The following is a 13,116-nucleotide window of genomic DNA, read 5'->3' on the forward strand; positions in this document are numbered from 1 at the left end:
CCTCAGGCCGGGAACCGTAGCCGTTACATCATCTGCTTGGTGCCAATAAGCGCCCGCCTACTCCGCTGAAGCGAGCTGTGGGCCAAACGTCACTCGCTCTCGTGTGTCGGCCCAGCCTTTCACTTCAGATTGTCGCCAGCGCACCTGACCGCCGCCGACGTTCAGCGCCTCAGGGAAGCTGCCCTCGCGGATGCGCCGGTAGATCGAAGACCGGCCCAGCCCGGTCTGCTTCTCCACCTCCCCAATGCGGATGAGGTAGTCCACCTCGGCCTCAGCCATGGGCGGCCTCCCCGACAAACCCCTTGGCCCGCAGCGGGGCGTCCAGGGCGCGCATGGCCTCGTCCCACTGGCACTGCTCCAGCCCGTGACTGCCAGGCCTCCGGGGCCCGTCGGGCAGCATGCCCACCTCGCCCCAGGTCCTCAGGACGATGGCGTGGTGGTAGTGGAGCGCGCCGGCCTTGATCAGCCGATCCAGCACCAGCACCACGTCGTCGGCGGTGCAGGGCCGGGGCGGGCCAGCAGGCGGCTTGGCGCCCTCCTGCCGGGCCACGAGCCGAGCCATGGTCCAGAACCAGGCATCCTCGGCCGTGCGGAAAGGGTAGGTGACGGGCCCGTTCACGCCCGCCCTCCCGCCGCGCGCCGCCGTGTCAGCAGCTCGTCCACCAGCCGGTCCACGACCTTCCAGCCCGCCTCACCGGGCCGCTTCTCCCGGTCCACGAACGCGGCCGCCTCCAGGGTCACGTTGAGGCTGCGCCGTTTCCGGTCTGGCTTCGGCGTCCGCATCGCCAGCAGGGCGCGTTCCACCTTGTCCTGGGCGAGGTTCAGCGCGGCCGCGATCTCCGGCGCGTCCTGCCGCTTCCGCCGCAGCCGGCGGATGTTCTCCACCTGCAGGTCCGTCAGCCCCAGGCCGGGGCGAAGCGCCACCGTCCTGCGGCTCATGTCCCCGGCGTGGAAGCCGGGCGGGGTGCCCGCGAAGGTCATGCCGCCGCTCCCTTCCGAGCGCGCCGTGCCAGCAGCGTCTGCGCCAGCTCGACCTGCTCGGGCGTGATAGGCTCGGCGGGTGAGCCGTTCAGCACTACGCGGTGCCCCCCGGCAGCGACCGCCCGGAGGTACTGCGGCCGCCGAACCCACTCCCGCAGGAACAGGCGGACCTCATGGCGCGGGACCACGCCACTCTCCTCCAGCAGCCGGTGCACACCAATCGTCAGCGCCGGGCGGGGCTGGCCGTCCGGCGGGAAGGCGGCCGGGAAGGCGGTGCCCAGGGCTGCACGGTGCTGGTCCCAGCGCACCCAGTACTCGGATCGACGGCTCATTCTCCGAAGACCTCCTGGATCTGGTCAGCAAGGCGCGCCTCGCTGGTGAAGCACATGGTCTCCAGCAAGCGCTGGACCGCGACCCCGATGCTGATGAAGGGCGGTGGCAGATCCCCGGGATCTCCGGGCAACTCGCGGCTCGGCGCCGTGTCGAGGCAGGCTGCGTCAGCCATGGCCAGCGCCTCCAGTCTCCACGATCTCGCCGGCCCCTGAGGCCTCGACGTCGGGGTGGCAGGTCGTGCAGAACCAGATGCCGCCGTTCCCGCACCAGCGCTTGCCGTAGCAGGCGGAGCAGAAAGCCCCGACCATCGGTCGAGCTGCCGGGCCGTGCAGGCGGAAGGGCGCATCCGGGCGGAGCGGAGCAGGCCATCAGAGAGGGCGTCAGCCACGGGCCGCCCTCCGCTCCAAGGCATCTTCCTCGCGCATCTCGCGCGCGACCCGCACCAGCACCGGCTCTAGCATGGTCAGGGTGACGATCCGTGTCTCGGCGGCCGCCACCGCGCAGGGGGAAAGGTCCTTGTAGGTGACCGAGCCCCGGAGCCGCTGGGCGCCGCGCCGGCACGAGCCGGCCAGCACCATCACGTCGTCGGCCGTGACCGACTTCGGGAGGCGCACGAGATGCTCCTGGGAGGAAACGACCATCAGAAGGGGATGTCCGCGTCGGTGTCGTAGCGCCCGGCCATCGCCTCGCGCGCCAGGCGCATGTCCTCCAGCTTCCCGGCAAGCTGAGCCGCTACAATCAGGGTGCAGGACCTGGAAGCGAGCTGAGTGAGGTATGCCGGCCCACCGACCTCGCCCAAATCGTCGTTGCACTCGAAATAGTCGCGTAGTGCCTCCGTCGTCGGCGCTACGCCCTTGCCATGCAGCAGCTCGATCGCATCCCAGATGCGCTGATGGACGGGGTCCACGAACACGCGCCGGGACACGTCCTGCACGAGGATGCGGAAGAATTCGGTATGAGCGAGGACTGAGCCGAGGACCAGCTGCTCCGCCTCGATGTCCGAGGGTGGCACGTTCAGGGCGGCGCGCCCCTGCAGGTAGTCCACGATCTTCCGGATGTGCCGGTCGCCCAGGATGGCCGTCTGGGACGCCGACGCATCCGAGCCGCGATCTTCAATCCGCAGCATGATGCGGCCGTGCGTACCGTCGCTCTCCGGCCCAAGAATGATGCGGCCGGTCGAACCGGTCAGGATGAGTGCATTCGCCATGTCAGGCGGCCTCCGGGTTCGGGATCTTTCGGAGGTGCGCCGGCTGACGCGGGCACACCGGGTTCTTGCAGGCCCGCTCCGCGGTGGCGGGGCAGGCGCAGGTGCCGGGGGAAGGGTCCGCGGCGGGAGGCACGGGCGCGGCCACCACCTCGTAGGAGGTCACCACGACCTTGCGGACGCCCACGGCAGCGAGCATGCCGGGGCCGGGGTGGCGGTTGCCTTTCATCGCCTCGTGCACGTCCTGGCGGGGCAGGCCGTACTTCCTGGCGAAGGCGCTCTCCCCGCCTGCCTCGCGCACGGCGCGGTTCAGGCGGCCCAGCACGTCGGGCCAAGCGATGACTGTCACGTCCGCCCTCCCGTAGTCCGGCGGATCGGGCGCGCCACGTCCGGGCAGAGGGTGAGCGGTTGGGCGCTCACCTCTACCAGGGCACCCATAGCGGCCGGCATGCGCAGCTCCGACTGCACCGCTACGAAGATCGCGGCCGCCGCGGGCGGCACGCCGAGGAGAAGGGCGGCGCTGGTGGCCCAGGGAAGGAAGGGGCGCATCAGGTGGCGCTCACCTGGGACATCGCCGCCGCGTGTTCGTCGGGCGTGGCGTGCGGGTAGCGATACATGCCGAGGTAGTGGTTGCAGAACCGCTCGGCGCCGCCGGTCGCGTGCAAGGCGGCGAAGATGTAATAGGCGCCGGAGAGCAGCGTGCGCGCCTCCTCCAGCATGCGGCTGATCTCTTCGCGCGGGTGCTCGAAATCCTCCACGTCCGATACGAGACGAGACGCGCCAGCAAGGCAGAGGAACGCCCCGGCCGGGCTTCTGGGCCGCACGGTGGGCAGCAGGCGCCACAGCGCGTCCATGCGGGCGCCGGCGACCTGCGAAGCCAGCTTCTCGTGCAGCGTTTCTGCCATCTTCGTGGACCAGGCCTCCTCCGCGCAGTCCGCCTGGATGAAGTCCGGCAGCAGGGCGGCGGCAGGGCACGGCGGCAGCGGGCGGAGCGAGCCCACTTGGTCCGTCCCGATGAAGAGGACGATGTCCTTCGCCCAACTCTCGGCGATGGTGCCGTTCAGCTGATAGCTGCCGTCAGGGTCCCGCATTTCGGCTCTCGCCGCCCGCGCCTTGGCAGCGAACCCGGCCTGGGAACGCGGCTCGAAGTTGGTCACCGCGTCGCGGCTCCTGGCGTAGGCAAGCCAGTGCGGGCAATCGTCCCGGCCGCTCCCGCGCTCGTTCATCGCGGCGATGAACGCGGCATGCCCATCGCAGACGCGGATCCCCTCGGCATCGTCGGCCGTCGCATCCGCCTGCGCCCGCAGCTCGTGCTCCACGCGGCGGGCGATGGCGAAGGTGGCGTCGTCGGAGGAGTAAACGCCGGGGCTGCGGTGCTGGTCCTCGATGACGAAGGCGAGGGCGTCAGCCATGTGACCGGGGGAGAGCGGGACCGCAATCGCGGCCAGCCGCGCCTTCAGCACGTTCTCGACCGCGATCCAGCGATCCACCCAGGGCTGCGCCTCCTCGTCGGTCACGCCCCAGGAGCCGCGCGCCGGCTGCTGCGTGTCGATGCCGTCCAGGCGGTGCAGCAGCCCGAAGATCGCCTCGACCGTCGTCGCGCCGGGCAGGTCCCTCTCGATCGCCTCCAGCAGGGGGCGCGGATCGAACTGGCCCGGCTGCACACGCTGTTCCACCGCGGGCGCAGCGGCGACTTCCTTCGCCCTCGGCACGCGAATGGCGTCCCGGACACCGGACGCACTTTTCCCACCCGCCCTGGAGGCGGTATCAGTCCTCACAGCCATTGATCGGAGGCTCCTGGCCTATCGCGGTTGATGGTCAGGGCCGTTGGGGGAGCACCACCTCCGCCAGCGGCCCGCTTCGCCTGGGATCACCCGCCCAGGCGGCGGGGTCTCAGGCGGCGACGCTCTCCGGCTCGGAGGGTGGCAGGCCAAGGGCGGCGCGGCGCAGTGCGCGGAAGCGGGCGCCGGCGTCGAAGAAGGTGGTGGAGGTGGGGGCGAGCATCACCTGCTCGGTCAGGTCGAGGCGGCCCGACATTGCCCAGTAGTCGCCGTCCATGCGGACGAGCCAGCCGCCCTGGCCCTGCTGCGCGAGGCGGTACCCGGCGTCGTGCTGGTCTGCCTCACAAGGCATGCCGCCGCGGGTCAGGCTGACGTGGCGGCCATCATCGGCGAGGACAATGTAGGTGGTGGGCACGGGCAGTTCCCTCGGTGGGTGCCCCCATAGTGATGCGCTAGAATTGGCGCGTCAAGCGTGAACGCGCCAAAAATATCGCGCTAGAGATCGGTGGCGCGATCCATGAGCACGCTGATGACCCGTGAGGTGATGAGTACGTCTGGCTCCCCGGCCTGGTGGAAGGCTGCGTGATCCCAGTCCTGGGTGGCGAAGCTACCGTTCGGCGAGGCGACCGGCGCGGCGCCCTGCGGGATGACGATGGGCGCCTGAAAGGCGGGGTCGGTGCTTCTGGGCCACAGGACGTGACGCCCTTCCTCGTCCATCTGGTACTCCTTCACTGTCGCCTCGAACCCGCCGAGTTGGACACTTCGGCGCATGACGATGACGTCGTCGCCAGTCTTGGGGCCCCGCAGCAGGTCGTAATAGCGGACGCAGATCAGCATGGAGCCGGGGGGATATACCCTGTCCATGGATCGCCCTCTGACGAGAAGCCCGAAGCGTTCCGCCCCCTTGGGAAGGCGCGGGTCTGTTGGGGCCTGGATTTCGATCCAGTCGCCCGGATCCCACTCCAGAGCGTCCGTCCATACGCCTGCCTGCACAGCGCCCTTCACGAAGACAGTCTCCATCTGAAGGACGCCCGGCCGGCCGTCTTGAGGCGCTGCCGCCAGTAGGAAGTAGCTGGGCGGCACTTTGAGCGCGCTGGCGAGCTTCGCCAATGTCTGCGGACGGGGCGAGTGCCCCTTCTGAATATTGCGGAGCGCGTGCTCATTCACGCCGGCCTGACGCATGGTCTCCCGTTCACTCCAGCCCATGACGTCCATCCGCTCTCTGATGCGGCGGATCAGCATCTCTAGCTCGTTTTCCATGCGCGGTTTTTAGCGCAGGGCCTTGCGGCTGGCTTGCGCCAACCCTATCGTGCCACTGAGACAAAAATGGCGCGGAGGCCGCATGCGGCTCACAGACGAGCTGGTGGTCCTGGCGGAGAGGTTCGCCGCGATCACAGGCAGGAGCGAGGCCACGGTAGCGAACTTGGCCGGCCGGGATACGCACTTCTTTACCCGGCTCCGGGGCGAGGGGTCCTGCACGGTCGACACCTTTGAGCGGGTCAAGGAGTGGTTCTCCTCGAACTGGCCCGAGGGCGCGCCCTGGCCGAAGAAGATCGCCCGGCCTCGCGCACGGGTGGCGGCATGACCGCGCCCATCCAACCTGCCGGCGTCAGGATGCAGGTCAGTTCCTGCCCGTCACCACCCCTGCGGACGGCGGCGGTCACGCCGAGCACGATCCGTTCCCCCACGAACTCCACCGGCAGGCGGCGCGGCAGCATCTCGGCGCGCGCGGCCATCAGCCGCCAGATCAGCGTCTCCAGCTCCGCAGGGCCCAGGTCCCGCCCGGCTACCCGCGAGGTCTGCCCGTCGACGCCGACCAGCACCTCCACCCCATTCGTCGTCTCGCTCATCACTGCCTCCGTGGCTGATGCGCGGACCCTCTCCCAACCCGCCAGCCCTGCATATTGGAACCGTTCCAATGCGGGCGCCCTCACCGCCGGAGCCCTCGCATGAGCGAGCATCACCCCGTGGACATGCCGCTGAAGGTGGCGACCCGGCTGCTCATCGAGAAGGTCGGAGGCCTGGAGGCGGCGGCCAGCTGCACCCGTATCGGCAAGAGCCAGATCGCAAACTGCTACAGCCCGACCTCGGACCAGCATCTGCCGATCGACGTGGTCTGCCGGCTGGAGGAGATCGCCGGCGAGCCGCTCGTGACGAAGGAACTCGCCCGCCGGTCGCGCCACCGGCTGGAGCGCCTGGACGACGGCAAGCCGGGCGACGCCATGAAGCACGTCGCCGCGGTGGCTACCGAGATGAATGACGTGCTCGCCGCGATGGCCGCGGGTATGTCGGACGGGCGGCTCTGCGCTGAGGACCTGGGGCGGCTGCAGCGGGAGCTGCTGGACGTGTCGGTCCGGGCGGCGGCGGCTGCGGCGGCCATGGTGCCCTGCCAGGAGGGCACGGCATGAGGCTCGCCGACCGGATCGTCGCGGCTGGCCGCGACAAGCGCCACCCGCTCCAGCCGGACTATCAGCGCCTCGCCCAGGCAATCGCGCCGGCCTTGCACCTTGAAGTCACGCCACCGGCAGGGCGCCTTGCCGCCGTGATGGGATCGTCGGACGCCGCTTGGCTGCGCGACGTGCATTGCCTCGCGGTAGCCCCCGCCGAGGTGGTCTGGATCGAGTGGGACGGGGTAAGCAGCGCCTTCTACGGCGTGTCGGATCCGCTGGAGCCCGGTCAGATCAAACCGAGCCGGTGCGGCCTGCTGATCGAGACCGACGCATCCCGCCAGCGCGGCACTGTCACGCAGGCCTGGTACGGCACCGGCCCGGACGGCCGACACTCCATCGAGGTCTCGCCGCTCTGCGTCACCTTCGACTTCCGTCCGGAGCCTGGGCCGGTGCCCACGCTGGCCAGGGCTGACAGGTCCGCGCCGCTGTTTCCCGGTGGCGTGCGCACCCGAGCGGACAAGATGATCCAGGCGCAGCTCAGCACCCTGAGCAAGGAGGAGGTCCACGACGAGCTGGACCGCTTCGGCTTCATCCCGAACGACCGGATGCGGGTATTCCAGGACGCCCTGGATGCGGCGGCCCGACAGAACCCGGTGGCGGCCTTCATGCGCTTCCAAGGCATCGTCCGGGACTGGCACGGCGAAACGAACTTCATGCACGCCTTGCTGGTGTGCCTGAACGCGAAAGGCGCCATCTGGATCGGTGAGCGTGAGGACGTGGAGACGCAGAACAGGGCGCGGCGCCGGCTGGGCAGGCCGTCTCTGTTGCCGTTCTCGCCGATCGAGGCGGTTGAGGTGCCTGCTTGACCCAGGACGCCCGGCCGGAACCTCTCACGCCGCCAGATTGCGACCTACGGGACTTCCAGCACATGCAGCTGGACGTGCGGCGGCTGCTCACCAGCGAAACTTGGGTGCTGGGAACCGCCGAGGAGAAAGTGGCAGCTCTCACCCTGTGGCTGGAGAGCTGGCACCAGCAGCCCGCGGCCAGCGTGCCGAACAACCCGCGCATGCTCGCCCACCTTTCCCAAGCCGGCGCCCGCTGGCCGAAGGTGAAGGAGCACGCCCTCCGCGGCTGGGTCCTGTGCAGCGACGGCCGGCTCTACCACCCCGTGGTGGCGGAGAAGGCGCTGGCGGCCTGGGAGAAGCGCGGCGCGCATCGCACGAGGCGGGAGAGCGCCGCGGAACGGCAGCGCCGGGCCCGCGAGGAGCGTGACCGCCTCTTCGAGCAGGCACGCGGGCGGGGCCTCACAGTGTCCTGGAATGCCAGCACCGCCGACCTGCGCGCGATGCTGGCGGAGACGCCCGACGACGTGACAGGCCCATCCCCGTCACATGACCCCGCACACCCTGTCACGCGTGACAGGTCGGAACCTGTCACGGAACCTGTCACGCCCCGTCACGACCTCGCACGGCTAAGAGAGGGAGAGGGAGAGGGAGAGGGAGAAAGAAGAAGAGCTACGCTCTCGTCGCCTGACGGCGACGCGCCCGCTGCCGGGGCTGGTGGGGGTTCCTCGCCAGCGCCACCCCCCGAGGTCGCGGCAGCCGGCCCGAGCCCCGTGGACGAGGCGCTCGCGGCCTGGGAGGCGATCTGCGTCCCGGCCGGGCTGTCCCGGGTCGCCAAGGTCACCGACAGCCGGAAGCGCGCCATCGCGGCGAGGTTGCGCGGCGACTTCGGCGGAGACCTGGACCGGTGGCGCGGCTACCTGCGCCGGATCGCCTCGTCCGGGTTCTGCCTCGGCGGCGGCGACAAGGGCTGGAAGGCCGACATCGATTGGGCGGCGAAGCCCGACAGCGTCGTGCGGGTCGCGGAGGGCAAGTACGACGACCGCGGTTCCGGAGGCGCGCCGGCGAAGCCCGCTCGCGAGCTGAACGAGAGCTACTGGGACCGCCCCCCGAGCGCAGTGCGACAGTTGCCAAAGCCCACGCTCGGGACGCCTGAGCGCCTCGCCTGGGACGAGGCGCAATTCAACCGATCCGCCCCTCACCCCGTGACCCGGAAGAGCTACGCCCCCACATGAGCGCGCCCGACAACCTGCCCGAGCTCCTGGGCGAGCACGGCATCCGCCTGAAGCGCTACGCGGCCGGGCACACCGAGCGCCTGCGCTGTCCCCGCTGCGAGGGCGGGCGGAGCCGGGAGGAGTGCCTGGCCGTCACCATCGACCCGGACGGCGAGGGCGCCGTGTGGGTCTGCCACCGCGGCCACTGCGGCTGGACCGACGGCGCGCACCTGCCGCGGCGCGATGGCGGCCAGGGGTGGCGGCGCGAGGTGGAGCCGCCGCGCGAGGTGCTCCAGCCCACGCCGCACCGGGAGGACCAGCAGCGCCGGCCGGAGGGGCTGTACGCCTGGTTCCGGGCCCGCGGCATCAGCCAGGAGACCGTGGACGCATTCGGCATCTACGAGACCACGAAGCGCTTCAGGCAGCCCGGCGACACCTGGCAGGACAAGCCTGCCATCGTCTTCCCCTACCTGTTCGAGGGGCGGCTGGTGAACCGGAAGTACCGCTCCCTGGACAAGGAGCTGATGCAGGACAAGGCGCCGATGCCGACCCTGTTCAACATCGACGCGGTGACCGGCGACGACGTGCTGATCTGGGTCGAGGGCGAGCCGGACGTGATGGCCGTGCATGAGGCGGGGTATCCGCAGGTGGTCAGCCTGAAGGATGGCGCGTCGAAGCGTGTGCTGGCGGCCGACGACCCAAAGCGCCAGGAGCAGAAGCGCTACCTCGCCCTCGGCACGCACGCCGAGCGGCTGGACAAGATCGCCAAGCACATCCTGGCCGGCGATGGCGACGAGCCGGGCAAGGCCCTGCGAGAGGAGATGGCCCGGCGCCTCGGCTTCCACCGCTGCTGGTTCGTGATCTGGCCGGAGGGCTGCAAGGACGCGGGCGACGTGCTGCGCCTGCACGGGCCCGAGCGGGTGCGGGAGTGCATCGAGGCGGCGCAGCCCTACCCGATCGAGGGCGTGTACCGGATCCAGCCGGGCGATCTGGTCGCGCTGCGGAACCAGGGCAAGCCGCCCGTGCTGTCCACCGGCACGCGGGCGACGGACGCCATCATGGCGCTGCCCAGCGAGGGGCGGCTGATCGTCATCACCGGCATCCCGAACCACGGGAAGAGCACCTGGGCGATGTTCGTGAAGGCCCACATCATGCGGCACCACCAGCGCCGCTTCGCCATCTTCAGCCCGGAGATGGAACCCTGGAAGCGCTTCGTCGCGCACATGGGCTCGGTGCTCTGGGAAAAGCCCTACTACCGCTCCGCAGCCGGCGACGAGATGACCGACGCCGAGCTGCGGGAGGCCGAGGCCTACCTGAACCCGCGCGTCGCCATGCTCGTCGCTGACCCGGACAAGGAGAACCAAGCGCCAACGCTGGACTGGCTCCTGGAGCGGGCGCGGCTGGAGGTGCTGCGCTCCGGGGTGACGGACCTGTTCATCGACCCGTGGAACGAGCTGGAGCACCGCCGAAGCCGCGAGTTCAGCGAGACCGAGTACGTCGGCCGGGCGCTGCAGCGCCTGCGGTCCTTCATGCGCCGGCACTCCTGCAACGTCTGGGTGGTGGCCCACCCGACGAAGCTGCACCCGGAGAAGCCGGGCAAGAAGGTGCTTCCGCCCACGCCCTACGACATCGCCGGCAGCGCCAACTGGGCGAACAAGGCCGATGTCGCGATCACCGTGCACACCGAGGGAGGGCAGACCCAGATCCACCTGCAGAAGGCACGCTTCCAGGAATGGGGGCGCCGAGGCTCGGTAGCCTACCTGGAGCTCGACCAGCGCTGCGGCGTCTACTCCGACGCCCCCGTGCCGCTGCCCGGCGAGGACGAGTGATGCAGGGGCAGCCGGACGCCAACGACCAGGAGCGCGCGCTGAAGGTGCGGGCCCTGATCGCCCGCGAGGCGACCATCACCCAGCACGGCGGGGACATGCTGGCAATGTCGCTGCCCGGGGTCGGCAACACAGCCTTCCTGAGCGGTGACGAGATGCGGCGGATCATCCCGGGGTGGCCGCGCCCGGACGAGGCGAAGGTGCCAGGGGGAAGGCGATGAGCCACATGAGGAAGCCGCGCCCGGTGCGCGAGATCGCCACCGGGCGGCCGCTCGATCCCGTCTTCCCGCCGACCCTGGTGGAGCACCGCCGCAGGATCCTGCCCGACCCTCATGCCGAGGAGGCGGATCGCGTCGGGCGGGAGGGACGGCTGCAGCGGGCGCGCATGCTGTGCAGCGTGCTGGTCTCGCGAGAGCAGGCGGCGGCCAAGGCGGAGCGGCTGGCCGCCCAGCGCGCGCAGCTGCGCCGGGTGGGAGCGTCCGAGACATGGGCCAGCGATGCCGACAGGGGCGCGCAGGGCCCGGCCATGCGGGCGAGGGGGGTGAAGGTGGAGGACGTGCTGGTGGACACGCGGGAGGGCGACGACGGGCTGACGAAGCTGGAGCGGGTCACGGTGGCGCGGGTGAGGGACGGGGTGATCGACCACTATGAGCGGGCAGGGGTGCTGTGGGGGCGCCGCCTGGAGGCGATGGAAAAGCTGGCCGGGCTCTACCAGTCCAGCCGGGTGAGCCCCGGCGTGCAGCGGGGCGGTGACGGCCTGGACCGCGGGCACGACGAGATCAAGGACCGGCGGTCCACCGCCTGGGGCAAGTTCTGCCAGGCGTCAGACCACCTCTCCGCCAGCGTCCGCAACGTGGTGGAGGACGTGGCCCGCGGCCTATTCCCCAGCGCGCTGGACGCCGTGCCGAAGCTGCGGCTGGGCGCCATGCAGCTGGCCGACCACTTCCAACTCTGCCCCGACAAGCACCCTTGACGGTGCCCTGCAGGGATCGTAGATGAGGCAGGCATTCGCTGTTACCCGAATTGCGTCCGAAGCCCGGAGCCACTTTCTGGCCCCGGGCTTTTTGTTGCGGGGTTACCTCTTCGCCAAATGCCCGGTCACATCGGCCGTGCTCGTGCCTACCACACGCACAGCGTCGAGCACCTCCCTGACTGGTATGCCCCATCTACCCGCCCAGTAGCCGACCTCCCAATTATCATCGACGTTGATCTTCTCGGGGTTCTTCGGCCCGCGCCGAATGGGGTCTGTCGTCATCACGTCCTCGCGCAGTGAGCCAGCATCTCTCGCTGGCGTGATCGGGCAGCTACTTGCGACGAAAAGTCCGGGTGAGCAATGACCAGATGCCGTGCCGACCCGGGGTTTTTCATGTCCGCACGGATGGTGACATAACCCTGGTGGTTGACCTTCTCGCCCTCAACGGTCCTCTCGCACGAGGAACTTGAGTAGCGAGAGGATGCCGGAGGCTGAGACAGAGGGGAGGCTGAGGTCCGAACCGGCCGGCCGCGATGACAGTGGAACTTGGAGTTGACGCTCCTCGTCCACAAAGGCCATGGACCAGTCTCCGAAGAAGCGGACGTCGGAGGGCTCGAACTGGAGAAGTGTCGGGAAGCGGTGTCTGGGGTCGCAGGCAATCTTTCCGAACAGTGTGCGTAGCGTCTCTCGTTCACCTTCAAGAACTTGAGCGAACTGGCCCTCACTCGCCATGAGGGCGCCCGTCAAGCCGTATTTCGGGTTGTGCGTGCGTGACCACTCCAGGATCCCTTGGATATCCTCATTGAAGGGTAGCCGTGACGCACTGATGTTGGACGTGCTCTTGTAGACAAGCCGAAACAGGCCTCTTTCCATGGCAGGCAACGTCTCTCCTCGGCTCGGTCTATTGACCCCGAGCATCGCTGTTGTGCTTCCATTCTAGCACTGGCAGCCCGTGGTTCTACAACCTTGGGTATTCTGCTGGATGCGGCCACAACTCCGGCAGGGTTCAGCCAATGCGACGCTCAAGACCCGCCATTGCGAAGCCGGTCCTGACCGTCATCGCCGGCGGCCCCGACACCGGCAAGAGCCTGATTGCCGAGGCGCTCGTCGCCTACCGCGGCCAGGCCATGATCGCCCGGGACCACGTGCGGGCGCTGCTGCAGCATCAGGTTGACGAGTGGCTGATCACCCTGACCACCTTCGCCATGGCGCGCGAGTTGCTCCGTGCCGGCATCAGCGTCTGCGCGGTCGGGTGGAACCTGGAGCCCGATGACCGGGCCGGGTGGACCGCGGTGGCGCGGGAGACCGGCGCCGACTGCCGGTGGGTGCAGGTCGAGGCGGGGTAGCCCCCCCCTCCCCCCCTGGGCACCCCCCCCTCCCCCGCCGGGGCCCCTGGGGGTCTGATCGAATTACGGTGGGGCAGAGTGCTCGATCTCGCTAGCCACGAGGTTTTCTAAGGGGGTTCCGCTTCCGGTTCGCCCGGAATGCAGCAAATCCGGGGGTTCTGGCGCTGCCGGGGCCCCTTTTTGTCGTCCGCGACCATCCCGACCGCTTCCGGTCTAGGGCGCGTGC

Annotated in this window: 22 protein-coding genes; 7 read left to right on the top strand and 15 right to left on the bottom strand. The window is 69.6% G+C overall.

Translation table 11 applies throughout. The features are described 5' to 3' along the window. Positions 1-57: 57 nt before the first annotated feature. The 13 genes from VQH23_RS16100 to VQH23_RS16160 form a co-directional block, all read right to left on the bottom strand. Positions 58-279 carry an AlpA family phage regulatory protein gene (locus VQH23_RS16100; RefSeq protein ID WP_338661743.1) on the bottom strand — a complete coding sequence of 74 codons (222 nt, stop codon included), beginning with the start codon at positions 277-279 and terminating at the stop codon, positions 58-60. Further along, on the bottom strand, positions 272-619 hold the full coding sequence (locus VQH23_RS16105; RefSeq protein WP_338661744.1) for a hypothetical protein: 348 nt from the start codon (positions 617-619) through the stop codon (positions 272-274). The genes VQH23_RS16100 and VQH23_RS16105 overlap by 8 nt, the downstream gene beginning before the upstream one ends. Beyond that, positions 616-981 (bottom strand): hypothetical protein, encoded by a 366-nt coding sequence (locus VQH23_RS16110; RefSeq protein ID WP_338661745.1) that lies wholly within the window; start codon positions 979-981, stop codon positions 616-618. The genes VQH23_RS16105 and VQH23_RS16110 overlap by 4 nt, the downstream gene beginning before the upstream one ends. After that, positions 978-1,313 carry a ProQ/FinO family protein gene (locus VQH23_RS16115; protein WP_338661746.1) on the bottom strand — a complete coding sequence of 112 codons (336 nt, stop codon included), beginning with the start codon at positions 1,311-1,313 and terminating at the stop codon, positions 978-980. Before VQH23_RS16115 ends, VQH23_RS16110 begins: the two co-directional genes overlap by 4 nt. After that, positions 1,310-1,486 carry a hypothetical protein gene (locus VQH23_RS16120; RefSeq protein WP_338661747.1) on the bottom strand — a complete coding sequence of 59 codons (177 nt, stop codon included), beginning with the start codon at positions 1,484-1,486 and terminating at the stop codon, positions 1,310-1,312. Before VQH23_RS16120 ends, VQH23_RS16115 begins: the two co-directional genes overlap by 4 nt. Positions 1,487-1,694: 208 nt before the next feature. Next, complete coding sequence (locus VQH23_RS16125; protein WP_338661748.1) at positions 1,695-1,955, bottom strand: hypothetical protein; 261 nt, start codon at positions 1,953-1,955, stop codon at positions 1,695-1,697. Continuing rightward, complete coding sequence (locus tag VQH23_RS16130; protein ID WP_338661749.1) at positions 1,955-2,521, bottom strand: DnaB-like helicase N-terminal domain-containing protein; 567 nt, start codon at positions 2,519-2,521, stop codon at positions 1,955-1,957. Before VQH23_RS16130 ends, VQH23_RS16125 begins: the two co-directional genes overlap by 1 nt. 1 nt (position 2,522) lies before the next feature. Then, positions 2,523-2,867, bottom strand: a complete 345-nt coding sequence (locus VQH23_RS16135; RefSeq protein ID WP_338661750.1) for a hypothetical protein — start codon at positions 2,865-2,867, stop codon at positions 2,523-2,525. Beyond that, positions 2,864-3,067, bottom strand: a complete 204-nt coding sequence (locus VQH23_RS16140) for a hypothetical protein (protein WP_338661751.1) — start codon at positions 3,065-3,067, stop codon at positions 2,864-2,866. The genes VQH23_RS16135 and VQH23_RS16140 overlap by 4 nt, the downstream gene beginning before the upstream one ends. Continuing rightward, a complete protein-coding gene (locus VQH23_RS16145; protein WP_338661752.1) occupies positions 3,067-4,230 on the bottom strand; it encodes a hypothetical protein in 1,164 nt (387 codons plus the stop codon). The genes VQH23_RS16140 and VQH23_RS16145 overlap by 1 nt, the downstream gene beginning before the upstream one ends. Positions 4,231-4,411: 181 nt before the next feature. After that, entirely contained in the window at positions 4,412-4,714 is a 303-nt protein-coding gene (locus VQH23_RS16150) for a hypothetical protein (RefSeq protein WP_338661753.1), read from the bottom strand. Positions 4,715-4,794: 80 nt separating this feature from the next. Then, positions 4,795-5,559, bottom strand: a complete 765-nt coding sequence (locus VQH23_RS16155; protein ID WP_338661754.1) for a S24 family peptidase — start codon at positions 5,557-5,559, stop codon at positions 4,795-4,797. A 239-nt stretch (positions 5,560-5,798) separates the two neighbouring features. Next, complete coding sequence (locus VQH23_RS16160) at positions 5,799-6,149, bottom strand: hypothetical protein (RefSeq protein ID WP_338661755.1); 351 nt, start codon at positions 6,147-6,149, stop codon at positions 5,799-5,801. Between the two features lie 99 nt (positions 6,150-6,248). On the opposite strand from VQH23_RS16160, the gene VQH23_RS16165 reads away from it, so the two are divergent. The 6 genes from VQH23_RS16165 to VQH23_RS16190 are packed head-to-tail and all read left to right on the top strand — an operon-like array spanning position 6,249 to position 11,544. After that, a complete protein-coding gene (locus tag VQH23_RS16165) occupies positions 6,249-6,707 on the top strand; it encodes a hypothetical protein (RefSeq protein WP_338661756.1) in 459 nt (152 codons plus the stop codon). Next, the gene (locus VQH23_RS16170) at positions 6,704-7,555 is read left to right on the top strand and encodes a hypothetical protein (RefSeq protein ID WP_338661757.1); all 852 of its coding nucleotides are present in this window, start codon (positions 6,704-6,706) and stop codon (positions 7,553-7,555) included. Before VQH23_RS16165 ends, VQH23_RS16170 begins: the two co-directional genes overlap by 4 nt. After that, the gene (locus VQH23_RS16175; protein ID WP_338661758.1) at positions 7,552-8,766 is read left to right on the top strand and encodes a DUF1376 domain-containing protein; all 1,215 of its coding nucleotides are present in this window, start codon (positions 7,552-7,554) and stop codon (positions 8,764-8,766) included. Before VQH23_RS16170 ends, VQH23_RS16175 begins: the two co-directional genes overlap by 4 nt. After that, the gene (locus VQH23_RS16180; protein WP_338661759.1) at positions 8,763-10,574 is read left to right on the top strand and encodes a bifunctional DNA primase/helicase; all 1,812 of its coding nucleotides are present in this window, start codon (positions 8,763-8,765) and stop codon (positions 10,572-10,574) included. The genes VQH23_RS16175 and VQH23_RS16180 overlap by 4 nt, the downstream gene beginning before the upstream one ends. After that, complete coding sequence (locus VQH23_RS16185) at positions 10,574-10,792, top strand: hypothetical protein (protein WP_338661760.1); 219 nt, start codon at positions 10,574-10,576, stop codon at positions 10,790-10,792. The genes VQH23_RS16180 and VQH23_RS16185 overlap by 1 nt, the downstream gene beginning before the upstream one ends. Positions 10,793-10,797: 5 nt before the next feature. Beyond that, positions 10,798-11,544, top strand: coding sequence for a hypothetical protein (locus VQH23_RS16190; protein WP_338661761.1), 747 nt, complete (start codon positions 10,798-10,800; stop codon positions 11,542-11,544). Between the two features lie 102 nt (positions 11,545-11,646). On the opposite strand, the gene VQH23_RS26630 is transcribed toward VQH23_RS16190, so the two are convergent. Both VQH23_RS26630 and VQH23_RS16195 read right to left on the bottom strand, forming a co-directional pair. After that, the gene (locus tag VQH23_RS26630; RefSeq protein WP_408904221.1) at positions 11,647-11,826 is read right to left on the bottom strand and encodes a DUF3606 domain-containing protein; all 180 of its coding nucleotides are present in this window, start codon (positions 11,824-11,826) and stop codon (positions 11,647-11,649) included. A gap of 159 nt (positions 11,827-11,985) precedes the next feature. Next, positions 11,986-12,417 carry a BLUF domain-containing protein gene (locus tag VQH23_RS16195; RefSeq protein ID WP_338661762.1) on the bottom strand — a complete coding sequence of 144 codons (432 nt, stop codon included), beginning with the start codon at positions 12,415-12,417 and terminating at the stop codon, positions 11,986-11,988. Between the two features lie 140 nt (positions 12,418-12,557). Between VQH23_RS16195 and VQH23_RS16200 the strand changes: the two genes are divergently transcribed. Then, complete coding sequence (locus VQH23_RS16200) at positions 12,558-12,890, top strand: AAA family ATPase (RefSeq protein WP_338661763.1); 333 nt, start codon at positions 12,558-12,560, stop codon at positions 12,888-12,890. Positions 12,891-13,116 lie beyond the last annotated feature (226 nt).

The organism is Pararoseomonas sp. SCSIO 73927, from assembly GCF_037040815.1.
In the GTDB taxonomy this organism is placed as follows: domain Bacteria; phylum Pseudomonadota; class Alphaproteobacteria; order Acetobacterales; family Acetobacteraceae; genus Roseomonas.

Bases quoted from the DNA above. Each gene is read 5' to 3' on its own strand.
- VQH23_RS16100 (WP_338661743.1), bottom strand. From the start codon at position 279: ATGGCTGAGGCCGAGGTGGACTACCTCATCCGCATTGGGGAGGTGGAG.
- VQH23_RS16110 (WP_338661745.1), bottom strand. From the start codon at position 981: ATGACCTTCGCGGGCACCCCGCCCGGCTTCCACGCCGGGGACATGAGC.
- VQH23_RS16115 (WP_338661746.1), bottom strand. From the start codon at position 1,313: ATGAGCCGTCGATCCGAGTACTGGGTGCGCTGGGACCAGCACCGTGCA.
- VQH23_RS16120 (WP_338661747.1), bottom strand. From the start codon at position 1,486: ATGGCTGACGCAGCCTGCCTCGACACGGCGCCGAGCCGCGAGTTGCCC.
- VQH23_RS16125 (WP_338661748.1), bottom strand. From the start codon at position 1,955: ATGGTCGTTTCCTCCCAGGAGCATCTCGTGCGCCTCCCGAAGTCGGTC.
- VQH23_RS16130 (WP_338661749.1), bottom strand. From the start codon at position 2,521: ATGGCGAATGCACTCATCCTGACCGGTTCGACCGGCCGCATCATTCTT.
- VQH23_RS16140 (WP_338661751.1), bottom strand. From the start codon at position 3,067: ATGCGCCCCTTCCTTCCCTGGGCCACCAGCGCCGCCCTTCTCCTCGGC.
- VQH23_RS16155 (WP_338661754.1), bottom strand. From the start codon at position 5,559: ATGGAAAACGAGCTAGAGATGCTGATCCGCCGCATCAGAGAGCGGATG.
- VQH23_RS16160 (WP_338661755.1), bottom strand. From the start codon at position 6,149: ATGAGCGAGACGACGAATGGGGTGGAGGTGCTGGTCGGCGTCGACGGG.
- VQH23_RS16165 (WP_338661756.1), top strand. From the start codon at position 6,249: ATGAGCGAGCATCACCCCGTGGACATGCCGCTGAAGGTGGCGACCCGG.
- VQH23_RS16170 (WP_338661757.1), top strand. From the start codon at position 6,704: ATGAGGCTCGCCGACCGGATCGTCGCGGCTGGCCGCGACAAGCGCCAC.
- VQH23_RS16180 (WP_338661759.1), top strand. From the start codon at position 8,763: ATGAGCGCGCCCGACAACCTGCCCGAGCTCCTGGGCGAGCACGGCATC.
- VQH23_RS16185 (WP_338661760.1), top strand. From the start codon at position 10,574: ATGCAGGGGCAGCCGGACGCCAACGACCAGGAGCGCGCGCTGAAGGTG.
- VQH23_RS16190 (WP_338661761.1), top strand. From the start codon at position 10,798: ATGAGGAAGCCGCGCCCGGTGCGCGAGATCGCCACCGGGCGGCCGCTC.
- VQH23_RS26630 (WP_408904221.1), bottom strand. From the start codon at position 11,826: ATGACGACAGACCCCATTCGGCGCGGGCCGAAGAACCCCGAGAAGATC.
- VQH23_RS16195 (WP_338661762.1), bottom strand. From the start codon at position 12,417: ATGGAAAGAGGCCTGTTTCGGCTTGTCTACAAGAGCACGTCCAACATC.
- VQH23_RS16200 (WP_338661763.1), top strand. From the start codon at position 12,558: ATGCGACGCTCAAGACCCGCCATTGCGAAGCCGGTCCTGACCGTCATC.